The sequence below is a fragment of the Marinomonas lutimaris genome (assembly GCF_019426345.1).
GTDB classification, from domain to species: domain Bacteria; phylum Pseudomonadota; class Gammaproteobacteria; order Pseudomonadales; family Marinomonadaceae; genus Marinomonas; species Marinomonas lutimaris.
Genome location: NZ_JAHLLW010000034.1, coordinates 1 through 16,681, shown reverse-complemented (window position 1 = coordinate 16,681; position 16,681 = coordinate 1). Strand labels below are relative to the sequence as shown.

The following is a 16,681-nucleotide window of genomic DNA, read 5'->3' as shown; positions in this document are numbered from 1 at the left end:
CGTCAATTACGCGTTTTAAAATCGGAAATTGCTCGCGGATAGCCGCTACATCAAAACTCATTCGATTCTCGCTTATTTCACTTCCATTTGCGCAAAACGCTCACGGATAATAGGACGAATCCACTCCGCTAACGCCGCATTTGGCATTAAATCAATCAACTCGTTAATAAAACCAAAGTTAAGCATGACTTGCGCCTTCGAACGACTCACACCGCGAGTCTGCAAGTAATACAAAGCTTGTTTATCAATCTGAGCAACCGTCGCACCATGAGCACATTTTACATCGTCAGCGTAAATCTCTAGCTCAGGCTTGGTATTAATCTCGGCCTTATCAGATAACAATAAGTTGCGGTTGTTTAGCTCTGCCAAGGTTTTCTGCGCATCACGGTGAATATGAATGCGACCATTAAAGACAGCGCGCGCACGATCTGCGACGATACAACGAACGTTTTCTTCGGTTTTACCGTTTGGCTTAGCGTGTTCAACGGTCGCATGAAGATCAAACAGTTCTTTGCCATCCAGTAAATACATGGCATTTAGCTTGGCGTCTGCAAATTCACCCGCATGAATAATGTCTGTGTCTAAACGAGACAAATCACTACCAAAACCAACAATCGTGCTGTTCATTTTCGCATGGTCGTGCAAGTTAAAATGACTACCGCCGATAGCAACATTGCTACCTGTTTGTAACGCAAAACGATAATGCTCTAGACGTGCATTGGCCGCCACATTGTATTCAACAAATGCTGTGTTGAAGCTCTCACCTTGCGCTTGAACATCTTCAATAACGGTTAATCGCGAACCCGCCGCCAGAGCAACTTGAACACGCGTATGAGATTCCGCACCTTGACTTAGCAAAGAACTAATACGAATCGGTTGAGTAATCTCAACTCCTTCCGCAACAGTCACAACGACAACATCTTGTGCTAGCGCATCGTTTACTAGACCAAAGATATGACGCTCAGGTTTAATAGTTGAAAAAACACTTAGTGCATCAGTTTGTTCAGCCGAACCTAAATCACCGCCCAAGGAGATAGACAAGCCTTCAGGTAAAGTTTTCACCAATTGAGCTTGATCAAACTGACCGTTTACAAATACCAATTCAATAGCAGATAAATCCGCAATGCTAACTGGCGACAAATCAACTTTATCACTTATTACTTTGGCTTGGGTACGCTCTACTGGGCGAAGTGGCGTGTAACGCCACGCTTCAGTTTTACGTGTTGGCCATTTGGTATTTGCTAAAAGTTCAAGTGCGTGAGCTCGCTTGGGAGCAAGCCAATCATTGATACCTTGCGCTCGAGCAATGGCGCTTTCTAACCATTCACTCATGCATTACCCCTCAAGTTCGTCTTCAGCTGGCTCTTTCTGCAACCAAGCGTAACCTTGAGCCTCTAACTCAAGAGCAAGGGAAGCATCGCCACTCTTAACGATTTTACCGTCAGACAATACATGCACGAAGTCAGGCTTAATATAATCCAAAAGACGCTGGTAATGGGTCACAACAATAAAGCTACGATCAGCAGAACGCTGGCTATTTACACCTTCAGCAACCACTTGCAATGCATCGATATCCAAACCAGAATCGGTTTCATCTAGGATGCAAAGCTTTGGCTTCAGCAATAACATTTGCATTAGCTCATTACGCTTTTTCTCACCACCAGAGAAGCCTTCATTAACACCACGCTTCAAGAAAGCCACTGGCAAGTTCACTTGTTTACAAGCCGCTTTGGCTTCTTTCAAAAAATCAGCAGAAGTAATGGCGTCTTCGCCACGTGCTTGACGCTGCGCATCTACTGACGCTTTTAAAAATTCTAAATTGCTCACACCAGGAATTTCGACTGGATATTGGAACGCTAAGAACAAACCAGCACGAGCACGGTCTTCCGTTTCCATTTCCAACAAATCCTCACCATCAAGCGTCACGCTACCACTATCTACAGTGTAACCATCACGACCTGATAGAACATAACCAAGTGTGCTTTTACCAGCGCCATTTGGCCCCATGATCGCGTGCACTTCACCCGGTTTGATATTTAAATCCAACCCTTTGATGATCTGTTTTTCTTCAACGCTGGCGTGCAAATCTTTTATCGTCAACAAACTTTTCGTGTTCGACATCTTTAATAATTCCTTAACCTACTGAGCCTTCAAGGCTTATTTCTAGTAACTTGCCCGCTTCAACAGCAAATTCCATTGGTAATTCTTTAAATACTTCCTTACAGAAGCCATTCACAATCATGGATACGGCTTTTTCAGGATCAAGGCCACGCTGACGACATAAGAACATCTGCTCGTCACTGACTTTCGATGTCGTTGCTTCATGCTCAATAATTGCAGAAGGATTACGACTTTCTACATAAGGGAAAGTGTGCGCTCCGCACTGATCACCAATCAACAAAGAGTCACACTGAGTAAAGTTACGTGCACCTTCGGCACCTGGGTTCATACGAACAAGACCACGGTAACTGTTATTACTTCGACCTGCAGAGATACCTTTAGAAATGATTGTAGACTTGGTATTTTTACCAATATGAATCATCTTAGTACCCGTATCTGCTTGCTGACGACCACGAGTCAAGGCAACCGAGTAAAACTCACCAACACTATTATCGCCTTTCAAAATACAGCTTGGGTACTTCCAAGTAACAGAAGAACCTGTCTCTACTTGCGTCCAAGAGATTTTGGCATTGGTATGGCAAATACCGCGTTTGGTTACAAAATTGTAAATACCGCCTTTGCCGTTCTCATCACCTGGATACCAGTTTTGAACCGTTGAGTATTTAATCTCAGCATTATCCATAGCAACTAACTCTACAACAGCTGCATGCAGTTGATTTTCATCACGTTGTGGCGCAGTACAACCTTCAAGATAACTTACGTGGCTACCTTCATCCGCAATAATTAAAGTGCGCTCGAATTGGCCAGTATTTTGTTCGTTGATACGGAAGTAAGTAGACAACTCCATTGGGCAGCGAGTGCCTTTAGGGATGTAAACAAAAGAACCATCAGTAAATACAGCACAGTTCAACGCGGCATAATAGTTGTCTTTCTTAGGAACAACGCTACCGATGTACTTTTTAACAAGATCAGGATATTTGTGAAGAGCCTCTGAAATTGGGCAAAAAATAACGCCCGCTTCTTCTAGCTTTTCACGGAATGTGGTCACAACAGAAACAGAGTCAAATACCGCATCAACTGCGATGCCGGCCAACATTTGTTGCTCTATCAGAGGAATGCCAAGTTTTTCATAAGTACGTAGTAATTCAGGATCAACCTCGTCCAAAGACTTAGGCTTATCTTTCATACTTTTTGGAGCCGAATAGTAAGAAATAGACTGGAAATCTATTTTCGGGTAATCGACCAAAGCCCATTCAGGCTCTTCCATTTCTAACCATTCACGAAATGCGCTCAGGCGCCATTCGAGCATCCATTCAGGCTCGCCTTTCATTTCAGAAATACGTCGGATTACATTTTCATCCAAACCAGGCTCAAATGTTTCTGATTCTACATCAGACACAAAACCAGCTTCGTACTCCCGTGCTAGCGCCTTATCTATCTGCTCAGTCATATAAAAACTCACTCAATTATAGTCACTAACGCACTGTGAATCAGTGCATTAAGCTCTACTAATTTATTCTCGATTTAATCAACAATGGCCGCGCTAATTTTGTCACTTTCAAGACAACGTTGTCGGCTTTCGAATTCTTGCCGTTCAGCAACTTGGCGCACATCATTTCGACGTACCAGTTGATCTAGGCTAATTTGATTTAAAAAATCGTGTATTTGATCACTTAAATCACACCACAAATGGTGGGTAAGACACGTGTTACCACTTTGGCAATCACTTCGTCCTTTACAACCTGTTGCATCGACTGACTCGTTAACAGCGTCGACTATTTGCGCAACAAAAATATCATTATTCGAACGACTTAAACGGTATCCACCGCCGGGGCCTCTCACACTGTTTACCAATGACTTTTTACGCAGTTTGGAAAACAGCTGCTCAAGATAAGATAACGATATCCCTTGTCGACTCGAAATATCAGATAAAGACACTGGCCCTTGATCCGAATGCAATGCCAGATCGAGCATGGCGGTTACCGCATAACGACCTTTTGTTGTCAGGCGCATAAGCTATCCAATTAAAATTATTCAGTGAGTGCAAATAGTACACAAAACCTACTGTTTTTATCAAGTATTTACCTGACTATTTTAGTAGGTTATTACTCACGTGTAATAATCCGTGCATATTTTACGCGCACTAAGAAAAAAACTAAACTGTGGAATGCCTTTAAAAGAGCATCATCACTATTCGGTAGAATCATAGTTAACAAAAGCCTTGTCCTTTTCAGACAAACAAGCACACTATTAATTTCGATATGTGAATAGAATAAAAAGGAAATACCATGCCATCAAAACCTAATGATGAGAAAAAAATTCAGGAAGAAGTGCCTAAGCCTAAAAAAAAGCCAATCATGCTTATTATCGCTTTTTTTCTATGTTTTATTTTTAGTGTTGCCGCTTCTTCTGGCGTTACTTACTTTCTTGTCCAATCTTCGAAAGAAGACGTCCTAGTCACCGAAAAGATCACAGAGCAAAGTGCTGTACTCTCAAATTTTGAGCAATCACTTTCTAAGCAAGACGCCAAAATAAAAGCGATCAAAGAACAAAATGATGTACTTAAACTCTATCTAAGACACAGCAGCGCAACCGCATTAAAAAACATTTTGGTCAACCAAGAACGAAATATTCAGGCTTTTTTGAAGGTTATGAAGTCAGCCATGGGAGATCTTGCGGCGCTCAGTCCAAGGACCACAGATTGGAATGACGAATATCAATATCAGCTGGACTTGGCACTAAAAGGCAGCATAGAAAGAGAAGACCTACTAAAACTACTAAAGACTGGCGAGCCAAACGAAAAAAGTCAGTAACCGCCAATTTTAAACAACAAACAAGGACGTATCCTTTTGCCATTATCAACGATAAAAAATACCAACATATTAAAAGTGTATGATGCTGTTAAAACCAGCTTCTGGTTTACTCCATGTTTGATTTTATCACTCACCATTTTAGGCTGCATATCACTGCTGCTCATTGATCTATACGCAGGCCTAAACTCGTTAAGTTGGTTGAATTTTTTATACCACGCCGATGCAAGTATTACTCGAGACCTTCTCACTACGGTTGCTGCTAGTGTCATGACTGTCGTCAGTATCACCTTCTCTATTACCATTGTTGCCCTGACTAACGCCTCGTCCCAATTTGGCCCGAGGTTAATACGTAACTTTATGGAAGACTCTAGCACCCAAGTCGTACTCGGCGCCTTTATCTCATTATTTGTATACTGCCTGATTCTGGTTCGAACAACCGATGATTTTGCCGGTGGAGACTTCCTTCCGGGTCTTACTATTGCTGGCGCAATTGCTATGACACTGTTCGGCATTCTTCTGCTAATCTACTTTATTCACCATGTTTCTCTCAACCTGCAATCTGACAGCGTCATAGACAACGTTTATAAAGAACTGCAAGACAGCATCAATCAGATATTTAAACAGCAAAAAGAGGAAGAAGACACCTGCTCCTCTGCTAACAAAAACCAGTCCAAAGATTCAACGCAAACAAAAAACAATAGAAAACAGTTCAAATTCAAGAGCCATTCATGTGGTTACATTCAAGCCATAAACTACGCGAACCTAACTGACTTAATGAACAAACTAAACGGTCATCTGGATATTTCAGTTAATCCGGGCGATTTTGTCGTCAACCGCATGATTGTGATGACAAGCGACATCGAAAACTTTTCAGTAGAGGATGAACAAAGACTGCACGAGTGCTTCACGTTGGGACCCAAACGCACACCGATACAAGACCCAGAATTTGCCGTTCATCAATTAGTTGAGATTGCCTTAAGAGCCCTTTCTCCCGGCATAAACGATCCCTATTCGGCCATCGCCTGCATTGATAAACTCACGGCAGCGATTTGCGATTTGACTCAAAAAAACTTCCCTGAAGGCATTACCTATAATGAAAATGGCATAGAGAGAATAACCTACAAAACGACATCATTCGAAAATCTAGCGAACATTGCTTTTGATCAAATCCGCCAATATTCACAGTCGTGCCTAGCTGTGCGATTACGTCAATTGGAAGGTTTAATTCGTATTGCTGAACAAGCAAATCATGCAACTCATTGGTCTTTTGTCCGTCATCAGAAGCTCATGATCGAACATGGATTAGAGCAACAGCAACTAGTAGATTTGGACAGAAAGGAAGTCTCCGTTCGCCTACAAGCCTTGAGTAAACTATTAGATAATGTATAAAAAAACCGACAGCGAAAAAAACCTAATCGTCTGCGAAACGAAGTGACAAACTGATTGGGTAGTGATCAGAAGAATGAATATCTGTATGAACATGCACATCGGTAATGTCGAGCCCACGACAATAGATATGATCAAGGTGACGGAATAAATGACCTAATCTTGGTTGACGCGTGATATTTACCTCTTTTAACGAACATGACATAGCAAGCTCATCAAAATACTGCATTCTTTTTTTGTTCCAAGTATTAAAGTCACCGGCCAATAATATCGGACCACTATGATGCTCTAGAGTCTGAAAAGCTTGATCAAGATGCGCTCTGAATTTTTCGAAAGAAACAAAGTTAATCATGTGAGTATTGATAACGAGCAACGACTGCTCAAGAGAAGATTCTACTGTACTCGCTAACGGATACTCGGTCGCTAACACCATTTTTTTGGTTTTGGTAATAGGTTCACTATGAGTAGATGCTGAAAAAAAATGCTTATTTGCCACAACGCTTGATCCGGTTTTAACACCCGTTTCAATGTTAGATTTTACGTTTTTAAAGCTGCTCGCCATAATCCACTGATGTTGAGAAGAATGATTAAACATTTCGTCAAAGGGCGAGTTTAGAATGGCTTCTTGCAACAGGATTAAATCTTTATCGTCGATAAGAGAAGTAAAATCATTCTGCCAGCCCTTTCGTTTGCATTTAAAGACATTCCACAACAATACCTTGATATCTGGCCCTATCACCTGTTTCGAAGCGCTACCCATTATTTTTAACGATTCAACGGTGCTATAACGACTTTTCATCATAATAAAAACAGCCCTTAAAAATGATAATGACGGCGAACAAGAGGTCGCATTACAAATATGGAGAAAACAGACGAAATAAGTTATTACGAACTTTCTTGTAAATAGACAATCCACGAACATCCTCTTCTAACACACGCTCAGCATTGAATTTTTTGGACTCAAACAATTCCGTAAGCTGCGTATTCAGATTCGTATCAAAACATTCTAAATTGATTTCAAAGTTAAACTCTAAACTTCTGGCGTCCCAATTAGTGGAACCTATAAATGACCAGACATCATCAATAAGCACTATTTTACTGTGATCAAACGGTCGCTTATTTTTATACCGTGCTCTATAATTCTTGGATAATTAGCTTCCATAACCCAATCAACAAATAGAATATTGCTATGCTCCGGCACAACAATTTCAACAGATACGCCACGCAAAGCCGCAGCATGAAGAGATGTCATTAATGTTTGGTCAGGAATAAAATAAGGAGTAATGATCTTAACGCTTTTTTGCGCACAAACGAGTGCGTTAATTAATGTCCAACGTATCCTATTATGATGCTCATCTGGGCCATCTTGAATGACTCTAGCGACAACGGATTTATCATTTTTTACCTTCGGAGTGCTTGGGCTATAGGAAGGAAATTGAATCAACTCTCTTGTTGCAAAAAACCAGTCTTCTATAAAAACTTGGCCAATCTGATCAATAACAGGACCAGTTATCTTAAAATGGACATCATCTATCGGGTGTTTTGCAGAGTTAACCAGATTACTTTTACTGATATTCATACCACCAATATAAGCTTCTTCACCATCGACACAGAGTATTTTCCTGTGGTTTCTTAGGTTAATGAAACGAATACTCGTCAATGAAATTGCAGGTAAAAATTGAGCAGTTCTCACGCCTCGTCGCTTTAATGCCCTATCAGATTTACGCCAGCTGTAGCCCACCCCTATCCCATCTAACAATACATGAACAACTACACCTCGTTCTTGTGCCTGCGCCAATGCCGTAACAAACTTCCGACCTAATGAGTCGTAATCAAATATATAGCTAGATAACACAATATGATGTTTTGCTGCTTGAATGGATTTAATCATTGCTGGATAAGCATTATCGCCATTAACAAGAAGCTCGATACTATTATCATCAACATAATTCACTGGATGAATGGTGTATCCAGCAATAATCGACGAGTGCCAGTGTTCAGGCTGTCCATGAAAATCAATACAATCCTCTTGGTAACGAAAATCTTGCCTCAGTTTTTGAGGGTGCTCCCTCTTTGCTATACGCTTGATACGGTTTATACCAAACAACCAATAGAACAAACTGCCTAGCACAGGCGAAAATATAACAAGGCCAATCCAAGCAAGAGAAGTACGTTCGTTTTCTTTAAACAACAGCACATGCAAAGACGTCACAACAGACAAGCCAATATGCACAACAACGATGATAGTTACCCAGTGGAAACTAATTAATTCAACCAATGCTTCAAATAATTGCATAAACCTCAACTCAAATAATGTGCTATCAGTATGATATTCGACAATAACTTCAGCTTTAATCACGTGTTTTATAGTGATAAGTTACAGCATTAATCACCGAGATAAAGTAATTTACAGAAGGCTTACGAGGAATTCTGACAAAAAAATAAGCTCACCGTATCTGTAATAGTGCTAAAACAGCGACCTAAAGGCAGGAATATATGACCAATGACCGAGAGATTATTGCACGACTGCGTGAGCGAATACCGACCTTCAAATGCAAACCGGGCTGTCACGATTGTTGCGGGCCTGTCACAGCCTCTTCGGAAGAAATGTTACGTCTGCCGATTAAATCAGATGCAGAGCACGATGCGGCTTTAGAAAAGCTCAATTGCGTTCACTTAGGACCAAATGGTTGCGAGGTGTACGATGAGCGCCCACTAATTTGCCGACTTTTCGGCACCACTCCCAAAATGGCCTGCCCTAATGATTGTGGTCCAGAAACCATGGTTGATTCTAAAATTGAGGATCAAGTTCATTACTACATAGCCACGACTAGGCAAGTGTTAGTGTAAATATTCATGCTTAATAAATAATGAGAGTGATGAATCAATATCTTTAACCATCACTCTCTAATCCTTTTGCCTAATTATAACGAGCAAGCCAACAAGGTCCCCTGTTTAATAGCCCGTTTCGCATCCAATTCAGAAGCCACATCAGCACCACCGATAAAGTGCACCGCATGACCAATTTCACCCTCTAATAATCGATTTGGCTCTTGCCCTGCGCACACAACAATCGTATCCACCTCAAGGCAACGAGCTTCGCCATTTACCGTTAAATGCAGCCCTTCGTCATCAATTCGTTGATAATCACAATCTGATAAAAAAACGACACCTTTTTTCGACAATTCTGTACGATGAATCCAGCCTGTCGTTTTGCCTAAGTTAGCCCCCACTTTGCTTTTCTTACGTTGTAATAAGAAAACCTCACGCTCAGCTTTTGCAAACACAGGTTTGATACCTTCCACGCCACCACGAGCGGAAAAACTCATATCCACGCCCCACTGAGTCATGAAGTCCTCAATCTTTTGTTCTTTATGAGTTACCGAATGAATTAAATACTCGCTGATATCAAAACCAATGCCACCGGCGCCAATAACGGCAACTCGTTTACCAACAGGGTGACCACTCATCACATCTAAGTAACTCAGTACTTTTTGATGTTTTACTCCTTCAATCTTCGGAGTTCTAGGTAAGATGCCGGTTGCCAGTACAACTTCGTCAAACTTCTCTTTTTTTAGAAGTTCACCATCAACACGAGTATTCAATTGAAGATTAACCCCTGTCAGTTCTACCTGACGCGCAAAATATCGCAAAGTTTCATAAAACTCGCCTTTACCGGGAATGCGTTTGGCGATATTAAATTGCCCACCAATTTCATCGCCTGCATCATATAAAGTAACTATATGACCGCGTCTTGCTGCCGTGGTTGCAAAAGCCAAACCTGCAGGTCCAGCCCCAACAACGGCAATACGCTTAGGAGAATCAGCTGGTGTGATAATGATCTCTGTCTCATGACATGCTCTTGGGTTGACCAAACAAGACGTCATTTTTTGATCAAACACATGATCCAAACAGGCTTGGTTACAAGCAATGCAGGTATTAATTTCGTCGGCACGGTTTTGCTCTGCTTTTATCACAAATTCAGGGTCGGCAAGGAAAGGTCTCGCCATAGACACAATATCTGCATCGCCACGAGCCAGAACCTGTTCCGCTACTTCAGGTGTATTAATTCGATTAGAGGTGACCAAAGGAACAGATAAGGATTTACGCAGCTCTGCCGTTACCCAAGTAAATGCCGCTCGTGGCACTTTGGTAGCAATCGTCGGCACTCTCGCTTCGTGCCAACCAATCCCTGTACTAATGATACTTGCGCCAGCTTTTTCGATAGCAAGACCAAGTTTAACCACTTCTTCAAGATCACTACCGCCTTCAACAAGATCCAACATAGAAAGTCGGTAGATAATAATAAAATCACTGCCTACGGCGTCTCGAATTCGCCTCACTATATCTGTCGGTAACTTGATTCTATGATCGTACTCCCCACCCCACTCGTCCTCACGTTGGTTTGTACGAGCAGCAATAAATTGGTTCAACAGATAGCCTTCTGATCCCATCACCTCAACGCCGTCATAACCGGCTTTTTTAGCTAAAGTAGCGGCATTGATAAAATCGGATATTTGCTTTTCAATGCCTTCTGGAGTTAACGCCTCAGGCTTAAAAGGATTAATCGGCGCCTGCAAGGCTGATGGCGCAACCAGTTTTGGATTATAAGCATATCGGCCCGTATGCAAGATTTGCATGCATATTTTCCCGCCTTCTGCGTGCACTGCATCGGTAATAATTCGATGCTTTTTAACATCTTCCTCAGATGCCATTGTCGCCGCACCAGCGTAAACAGCACCTTCAGAGTTAGGTGCAATGCCACCAGTAACAATAAGCCCTACTCCGCCACGAGCACGTTCCGCATAAAATACAGCCATTCGCTCGATTCCACCCTTCACTTCCTCTAAACCTAAATGCATCGATCCCATCAGCACTCTATTTTTTAGCTGAGTAAACCCTAGATCTAATGGTTCAAATAAATGTGGATACGTTGAATGGCTCATAATCTGACTCACTTTGTTTATTATTTTTTGGTATTGCAGCTGTCCGCATGCAATTTTGACACTGTCAAGATAGGTTTTCATTTTGACATTGTCAAGATAGAAGTATTTAATCAGCCCATGTCGACATTAAAAACACAGTATCATCACGGTGATCTCACCAAATCATTACTTGAATCCGCCTCTTTAATCATCAAAGAACAAGGCGTCGAAAGTCTAAGTATGCGCAAACTTGCAGACACTGTTGGTGTTTCAAGAACGGCGCCTTACCATCACTTCAAAGATAAAAACGCGCTGCTTTGCGCACTAGCAGAACAAGGTTTTTACGAGCAAGCGAAAATGCTCCACTCTTTGCGAGCACAAAAAAACACCGCTGAAGAAGGTTTCAAAAAATATGTTCACGCTTATTTAGAATATGCGCTTCAACATAATGAAACTTATGATCTTATGTATGGCAGAACGCTATGGAAAGCTGGCAATCCAAGTGACTCGCTAAAAGCAGCTTCTAAGCAAACATTTAAAGCATGGATTGATTGGGTGGAAGAGTTACAAGAGCAAAATATCCTTCCAAGCAACAATACTCCACTCAGAATTGGACAAACTACTTGGGCTAGCCTTCACGGACTAGCCCGACTGTTTATAGATGGTATCTATTTAGATACGGAAGACTTGTCAGACATGGTTGAGCAAATGATTAAAAACCTTTGCTCAGCCAGCGCCTAAATTGGATCGAGTATTAGACATTAATTGTTCTTTACGTAATCGTCTAATATCTCTATGGCTTAAATACAGCAACGGAGTAATAACAAAAAGTGATCCAACAAAAACCCATAGATCAGGTGTTTCTCCAAAGATCCACCAACCTAGCAAAAATGCAAAAATCAGCCCTGAGTATTCTGCGCTAGTCACTTTACTCGACGCCACATAACGATATCCAATGAGGCAGGACACACTGTATAAAATAGAGCAAATTGAAGATATTGCCGCGTAAATCAAGATTTCAAGTTCAAACGTTTCTCCCTCCCAAAACGCTAAACCACCAGCCAGAGGCAAAGCAAAAAGCTGAGTAACAAATAAACCATAAAGCATACTTTGTTCTTGAGGCAGCTTTTTAATCAATAAGCTATTTGCCGCTAGTACAACCGCGAAAAGAATCGCACTGATCATGGCGAACGTCACTTCAGTAGGCCTCAAAATAATTAAAGTTCCAATAAATCCCAATACAGCAGCAAGTACCACATCCACGGTTAAGCGCTCTTTATAGAAAAAAGCGCCAAAAAGCATTATTAGAATAGGTGCTGTGTAAAACACTGCATTGGCTGTCGCTAAAGGCAATTCAGCTAAGGAGATAACGAGAAGAATGGCTGCTAAAACCCATATATTCCCTCGAATAAAATGCCACTTTAAACCCAAGGTTGCCATTGACCTAGGTGAACGCAAGTATTTAGCAACTGCGATAGGACACAGAATAAGACACATGAAGACAGCACGGAAAAAAGTAAACTGAAAAATAGCAACATCGACGCCCGCCATCTTAATAAAGACATCGCACAAGGTCGCAAAAAAGCTCCCTAACACAAGAATCAAAATAGCACTACTTACTGTACGACCCGACACAACTTATCTCCTAGACATTTATTCTTTTAGTTTTATCAGGATAATGAGTTTATATCATTAGATAAAATGATATATTTACTTTAAGTATTAGTTATTTGGATAATTAAATATGCTCCCTCCTCTAAAATCACTTCCTGTCTTCGAAGCTGTTGCTAGGCTAAACAGTTTTTCTCTGGCCGCTAATGAACTCAACGTCAGCCAGAGTGCAATTTCGCATCAGATAAGAATCTTAGAAAATCACCTAGGTGAAAGCCTGTTCCATAGGCAAGGACGAAATCTAGAATTAACAAAGGAAGGGAAGCATTATCTAGACTCTATCAGCAATTCATTATTGCAAATTGAAGAGGCGACAAACCACATTAAAGGTCAACAAAAAACACATATCAGATTAGCTGTATACAGCTCATTTGCCGTCTATTGGCTTATCCCAAGACTTCCAGAACTGAAGCACTTATATCCAAACCTAGAACTAAGCATTGAAATGAGTCATGGCACTCCGGACCTTTCTGATCGAACTGCAGACTTTTTTATCACCACAGAAAAAGGAAAACGAGGATTTCTATTTGAATCTCTCTATCAAGAAGAGCTCTTTCCTGTTTGCAGTCAAAGCTATTTTGAGACGATTAAGAATAAATTGGGAGCAATAACCCATCAAGAGCTAGTAAGTAAATTAAGCTCGACTCCTAGTTCACTTGCTCAATTCCCACTTATTACTTCATACAGCATCTACGATCGTCACATAGAAGACTGGAAGCGGTGGTTTGCTAATTTAAAACACCCATTACCTGAACACATTCAATTTCATCGATTCAGTCACCTTATGCTGGCTTATGAAGCCGCAAAACACTCGTTAGGGATCGCACTTGTAAATGACTACATGATGAGTGAAAAACATGATGAAACAACTCTAATAAGACTCCCTTGCAGCTCATTCAAGACTGGAGACAACTTCTATATAGCTTACAAAGAAAGTAGAAAGGATGAAGATGCAATAAGGTCTTTAAGAAACTGGCTAAAAAAAGAGGCTAAAAATCTTACTAACTAGTATTTCATTATCTTAGTTAATTTCATCGTAGCCTCTTTACCCTTTAAAAATAGTGTAATAATGATACTTGAGCTATATTTTGTTTTAAGTTGTCTTGCTTTTTCTGCTCAAGTTTTATACGAACTTGCCAATCAGGATCAACCAAGTAAGACCATTCAATTTTACCTATTTTGAGAGTTTTTTCATGATGGTCAATGTCATCAAGATACTCATAAGAAGCCATTAGCCGATGAGTTTCGCCTGAGTAAAGCCATTGCAGCTGTGGCCCTACTTGGACTTTATATTTTTGTCGATAAGTATCTTGATACTTATCGCTAGCAGAAGCACTACCATTTATAAGAAGGGTAAATAAATGATTTGACACTTTCTCAGTAACCCCAGCCCCTCCTTTTAAGCGGAATACCATCGCATCATCAATAGCAAAATCTCTCACTAAAGAAGCATTTATTTGCCAAGACTTAGGGGTAACCAATGCATTAGAAGGTGCTAACGAGCGGATATTAATAAAAGATATTTCTTCAATACGAAGGCTTTCATCTTCACTTACACTTAGGCTACCACTGAACATAGATAATTCAGCACCTTCGAGGTAACCGCCTTTGGCATCTAACAAATCATGGTAAGACGGGCGATACTCGATTTGAGTGAAGTAATCACCTTCAGCCTCTCCTAAAGTAAGACCAAGTCGTTGTGTTTTATGGCCTTCATCATCTCTAATCTCAGGAGTTTTAATAGGTAAAAACACATTCGTTGTATCGTATTTACTACGCAGAGACAGGAGTTTAATAGAACGTGAATTCAAATAAGTTAATGTAGATTTTTCTCTAGCAGAAAGATAGCGACTATATTGGTAAGCAACCTCAAGTATCTGTGCTTGCTCATCTTCGCTAAAATCAGATAAGCCTTCCAGCGAAAGCTGCTCATTTAACACCAGTGCTTTTACTTGGTCTACTTGTTCATGAGTTAGCTCATCTAGCATATGCTCCATTTGAGCAACAACAGATGGACGATAACTTACATCTTGTAAAATACCAGCATCTTTTAGCTCTCTTACTGTGTCTGCTGGTATAGCCCAGTAATTAAAGTTTTTAGTAGTATTCAAACGGTCACTACTAGCATCCAACATAGCTAATAATTGATAAGAGCAATTCTCTGAAAAGAAATAATATTCCATATAGGTATTACGTACTTCCCATACGTGTCGAATAAACTGATCTACCTCTTGCTGAGTTAAATTCAATTTATATTCCCAAATGTCTCTACTTTCTAAAAAATTATACTCTTTTACTTTTTCATAGTAAGGCGTTACTGAGATAACACCTGGATAGCCACCTGAAAGCCCCTTATAACTAAAGACTAATTGGTTATCATTTGGATCAGCATTCGCGGCATAGTTGACAGCGTAATCTAACAAGGGGGAATTACTACCTTTCTTTTTAATCCTTAATAATGTGTGTCCATACATAGAAGAAGGGCTATTTAAGTAGGCAGCAGGGAAAACCAGATAAATACTTTCACCATTTAATTTCCCATACCAATCTTGAAAGTCTGGGCAATCAGGCTCAATAAAGCTTATACCAAGATTCTGACTTTTCAGCCAACTAAGCCTTGCTGGATAAAGACACTGACTTGCTTGGTTAACATCTTCGCCTGTAAATGGAGTTTGAAATGCAATCAAGGTCGCTTTTAGCTCAGCTTTAGGATCAATCTTACCTTGGGGAGATAAAAAAAACTTCGAATCATCTATCTGACTTTCATTAGGCGAAATAACACCTATTTGGTGGTAATGCAGTAAGTCTAACCACAAAGGCTTTTGTGCAAGCTCTGTAAGAGCACTGTCGTCTACATTTACTGGTTTAGATTCAGTCCCGAATACTGATAAACAACATAGTACAGACGATAAAAAAACTAAAAAACGCATATAAACTTACTTTTTAGAGGGGGGTTAATACGATAAAACCACCATTTCATAGACAAAAAAAATGAGAGCATATGTCTCTAAAAGACATAACTCTCATTTGGCAAAATATTATTAGAATTAGCCTAAGTACTTAGCCAACTCTTGGGAGTTAGACATAACGTTCATAATCCCTTCATGCGCAGTTACTGGAGTAACTTTTGCTGAAGCAAAAATTTGATCAAAATTTTGCTTCATTTGAGAGTTGAATAATGCTTTATCTTCAGGCTTTACGCCCATCAAAGATGCAAATGCATTAAGAGTTTCGCCATCACCTTTAGCCATATCTACAGCTAGAGGCTCAAGATTTTCATTCAAGAAAACAGCAACGCTACCAGAAAGAGGACCATTAGCGTCTTCACAACCAAGCGTACCAGAAGTCATACCGAAAGTTTGGTTACCAGATGTACCGTTTGTAGTAGCAGCCATTACATGCTCATACCAAGCATCTGCATCTTTAAAAACATACTCAGTACCTAGACCACAACCAGCTGGGCCATGTCCACCCGCTGCAAAAGAAGTCGCTGACATGCCAGCCAGTACAAGTGATAATGCTAACTTTTTCATATATATATCCTTTATATAGATGAGAATTTACTCTCTGATAAGAAGTCAATTAAGACACTTTATTTTACTGATATATAACAATGTATGTACAGACAAATAATTACAATAAAATATCGATATATTTATTTTTGATGGTAGAAATTTAACATCTCTATTTTATTAAATTTTTTCAGCCCCACACGTGGAAGAGGTTTGAAGTGACCCCCAATAGTTGGACAACCAATATTGGGGG

Annotated in this window: 14 protein-coding genes and 1 pseudogene; 5 read left to right on the top strand and 10 right to left on the bottom strand. The window is 40.4% G+C overall.

Annotation, left to right across the window (positions count from 1 at the left end):
• Positions 1-72: 72 nt before the first annotated feature.
• The 4 genes from sufD to iscR form a co-directional block, all read right to left on the bottom strand.
• A complete protein-coding gene (sufD, locus tag KPL72_RS20480) occupies positions 73-1,332 on the bottom strand; it encodes a Fe-S cluster assembly protein SufD (protein WP_219704284.1) in 1,260 nt (419 codons plus the stop codon).
• Between the two features lie 3 nt (positions 1,333-1,335).
• The gene (gene sufC / locus KPL72_RS20475; protein WP_212918137.1) at positions 1,336-2,121 is read right to left on the bottom strand and encodes a Fe-S cluster assembly ATPase SufC; all 786 of its coding nucleotides are present in this window, start codon (positions 2,119-2,121) and stop codon (positions 1,336-1,338) included.
• A gap of 13 nt (positions 2,122-2,134) precedes the next feature.
• A complete protein-coding gene (gene sufB, locus KPL72_RS20470) occupies positions 2,135-3,571 on the bottom strand; it encodes a Fe-S cluster assembly protein SufB (RefSeq protein ID WP_072837701.1) in 1,437 nt (478 codons plus the stop codon).
• 74 nt (positions 3,572-3,645) lie between these two features.
• Positions 3,646-4,134: a Fe-S cluster assembly transcriptional regulator IscR gene (iscR, locus tag KPL72_RS20465; protein WP_212918136.1), complete on the bottom strand. Its 489-nt coding sequence runs from the start codon at positions 4,132-4,134 to the stop codon at positions 3,646-3,648.
• A gap of 275 nt (positions 4,135-4,409) precedes the next feature.
• Between iscR and KPL72_RS20460 the strand changes: the two genes are divergently transcribed.
• Together KPL72_RS20460 and KPL72_RS20455 are read left to right on the top strand one after the other, a co-directional pair.
• The gene (locus KPL72_RS20460) at positions 4,410-4,934 is read left to right on the top strand and encodes a hypothetical protein (protein WP_219704283.1); all 525 of its coding nucleotides are present in this window, start codon (positions 4,410-4,412) and stop codon (positions 4,932-4,934) included.
• Between the two features lie 36 nt (positions 4,935-4,970).
• Complete coding sequence (locus KPL72_RS20455) at positions 4,971-6,323, top strand: DUF2254 domain-containing protein (protein ID WP_219704282.1); 1,353 nt, start codon at positions 4,971-4,973, stop codon at positions 6,321-6,323.
• A 22-nt stretch (positions 6,324-6,345) separates the two neighbouring features.
• On the opposite strand, the gene KPL72_RS20450 is transcribed toward KPL72_RS20455, so the two are convergent.
• Together KPL72_RS20450 and KPL72_RS20440 are read right to left on the bottom strand one after the other, a co-directional pair.
• On the bottom strand, positions 6,346-7,242 hold the full coding sequence (locus KPL72_RS20450; protein WP_219704281.1) for an endonuclease/exonuclease/phosphatase family protein: 897 nt from the start codon (positions 7,240-7,242) through the stop codon (positions 6,346-6,348).
• Positions 7,172-8,616: pseudogene (locus tag KPL72_RS20440) on the bottom strand (phospholipase D-like domain-containing protein). Before KPL72_RS20440 ends, KPL72_RS20450 begins: the two are co-directional and overlap by 71 nt.
• Positions 8,617-8,816: 200 nt before the next feature.
• On the opposite strand from KPL72_RS20440, the gene KPL72_RS20435 reads away from it, so the two are divergent.
• Positions 8,817-9,170: a YkgJ family cysteine cluster protein gene (locus tag KPL72_RS20435; protein ID WP_219704278.1), complete on the top strand. Its 354-nt coding sequence runs from the start codon at positions 8,817-8,819 to the stop codon at positions 9,168-9,170.
• A gap of 74 nt (positions 9,171-9,244) precedes the next feature.
• Here the strand turns inward: KPL72_RS20435 and KPL72_RS20430 are convergent, their stop codons facing one another.
• Positions 9,245-11,266 (bottom strand): NADPH-dependent 2,4-dienoyl-CoA reductase, encoded by a 2,022-nt coding sequence (locus tag KPL72_RS20430; RefSeq protein WP_219704277.1) that lies wholly within the window; start codon positions 11,264-11,266, stop codon positions 9,245-9,247.
• A 117-nt stretch (positions 11,267-11,383) separates the two neighbouring features.
• Between KPL72_RS20430 and KPL72_RS20425 the strand changes: the two genes are divergently transcribed.
• Complete coding sequence (locus KPL72_RS20425; RefSeq protein WP_219704276.1) at positions 11,384-11,986, top strand: TetR/AcrR family transcriptional regulator; 603 nt, start codon at positions 11,384-11,386, stop codon at positions 11,984-11,986.
• On the opposite strand, the gene KPL72_RS20420 is transcribed toward KPL72_RS20425, so the two are convergent.
• Positions 11,972-12,880, bottom strand: a complete 909-nt coding sequence (locus tag KPL72_RS20420) for a DMT family transporter (protein ID WP_219704275.1) — start codon at positions 12,878-12,880, stop codon at positions 11,972-11,974. The two genes, KPL72_RS20425 and KPL72_RS20420, sit on opposite strands and share 15 nt — an antisense overlap.
• 109 nt (positions 12,881-12,989) lie before the next feature.
• On the opposite strand from KPL72_RS20420, the gene KPL72_RS20415 reads away from it, so the two are divergent.
• Positions 12,990-13,925, top strand: coding sequence for a LysR substrate-binding domain-containing protein (locus KPL72_RS20415; protein WP_219704274.1), 936 nt, complete (start codon positions 12,990-12,992; stop codon positions 13,923-13,925).
• A 43-nt stretch (positions 13,926-13,968) separates the two neighbouring features.
• Here the strand turns inward: KPL72_RS20415 and KPL72_RS20410 are convergent, their stop codons facing one another.
• Positions 13,969-15,846, bottom strand: a complete 1,878-nt coding sequence (locus KPL72_RS20410; RefSeq protein WP_219704273.1) for an Lnb N-terminal periplasmic domain-containing protein — start codon at positions 15,844-15,846, stop codon at positions 13,969-13,971.
• Positions 15,847-15,963: 117 nt separating this feature from the next.
• Positions 15,964-16,449, bottom strand: a complete 486-nt coding sequence (locus KPL72_RS20405; RefSeq protein WP_212918126.1) for a DUF3015 domain-containing protein — start codon at positions 16,447-16,449, stop codon at positions 15,964-15,966.
• Positions 16,450-16,681 lie beyond the last annotated feature (232 nt).

What these genes read in the sequence shown, in the direction of transcription:
- sufB (WP_072837701.1), bottom strand. Translation starts at nt 3,571, where the DNA reads ATGACTGAGCAGATAGATAAGGCGCTAGCACGGGAGTACGAAGCTGGT.
- KPL72_RS20410 (WP_219704273.1), bottom strand. Translation starts at nt 15,846, where the DNA reads ATGCGTTTTTTAGTTTTTTTATCGTCTGTACTATGTTGTTTATCAGTA.
- KPL72_RS20405 (WP_212918126.1), bottom strand. Translation starts at nt 16,449, where the DNA reads ATGAAAAAGTTAGCATTATCACTTGTACTGGCTGGCATGTCAGCGACT.
- sufC (WP_212918137.1), bottom strand. Translation starts at nt 2,121, where the DNA reads ATGTCGAACACGAAAAGTTTGTTGACGATAAAAGATTTGCACGCCAGC.
- KPL72_RS20460 (WP_219704283.1), top strand. Translation starts at nt 4,410, where the DNA reads ATGCCATCAAAACCTAATGATGAGAAAAAAATTCAGGAAGAAGTGCCT.
- sufD (WP_219704284.1), bottom strand. Translation starts at nt 1,332, where the DNA reads ATGAGTGAATGGTTAGAAAGCGCCATTGCTCGAGCGCAAGGTATCAAT.
- KPL72_RS20415 (WP_219704274.1), top strand. Translation starts at nt 12,990, where the DNA reads ATGCTCCCTCCTCTAAAATCACTTCCTGTCTTCGAAGCTGTTGCTAGG.
- KPL72_RS20430 (WP_219704277.1), bottom strand. Translation starts at nt 11,266, where the DNA reads ATGAGCCATTCAACGTATCCACATTTATTTGAACCATTAGATCTAGGG.
- KPL72_RS20450 (WP_219704281.1), bottom strand. Translation starts at nt 7,242, where the DNA reads ATGTTCGTGGATTGTCTATTTACAAGAAAGTTCGTAATAACTTATTTC.
- iscR (WP_212918136.1), bottom strand. Translation starts at nt 4,134, where the DNA reads ATGCGCCTGACAACAAAAGGTCGTTATGCGGTAACCGCCATGCTCGAT.
- KPL72_RS20435 (WP_219704278.1), top strand. Translation starts at nt 8,817, where the DNA reads ATGACCAATGACCGAGAGATTATTGCACGACTGCGTGAGCGAATACCG.
- KPL72_RS20425 (WP_219704276.1), top strand. Translation starts at nt 11,384, where the DNA reads ATGTCGACATTAAAAACACAGTATCATCACGGTGATCTCACCAAATCA.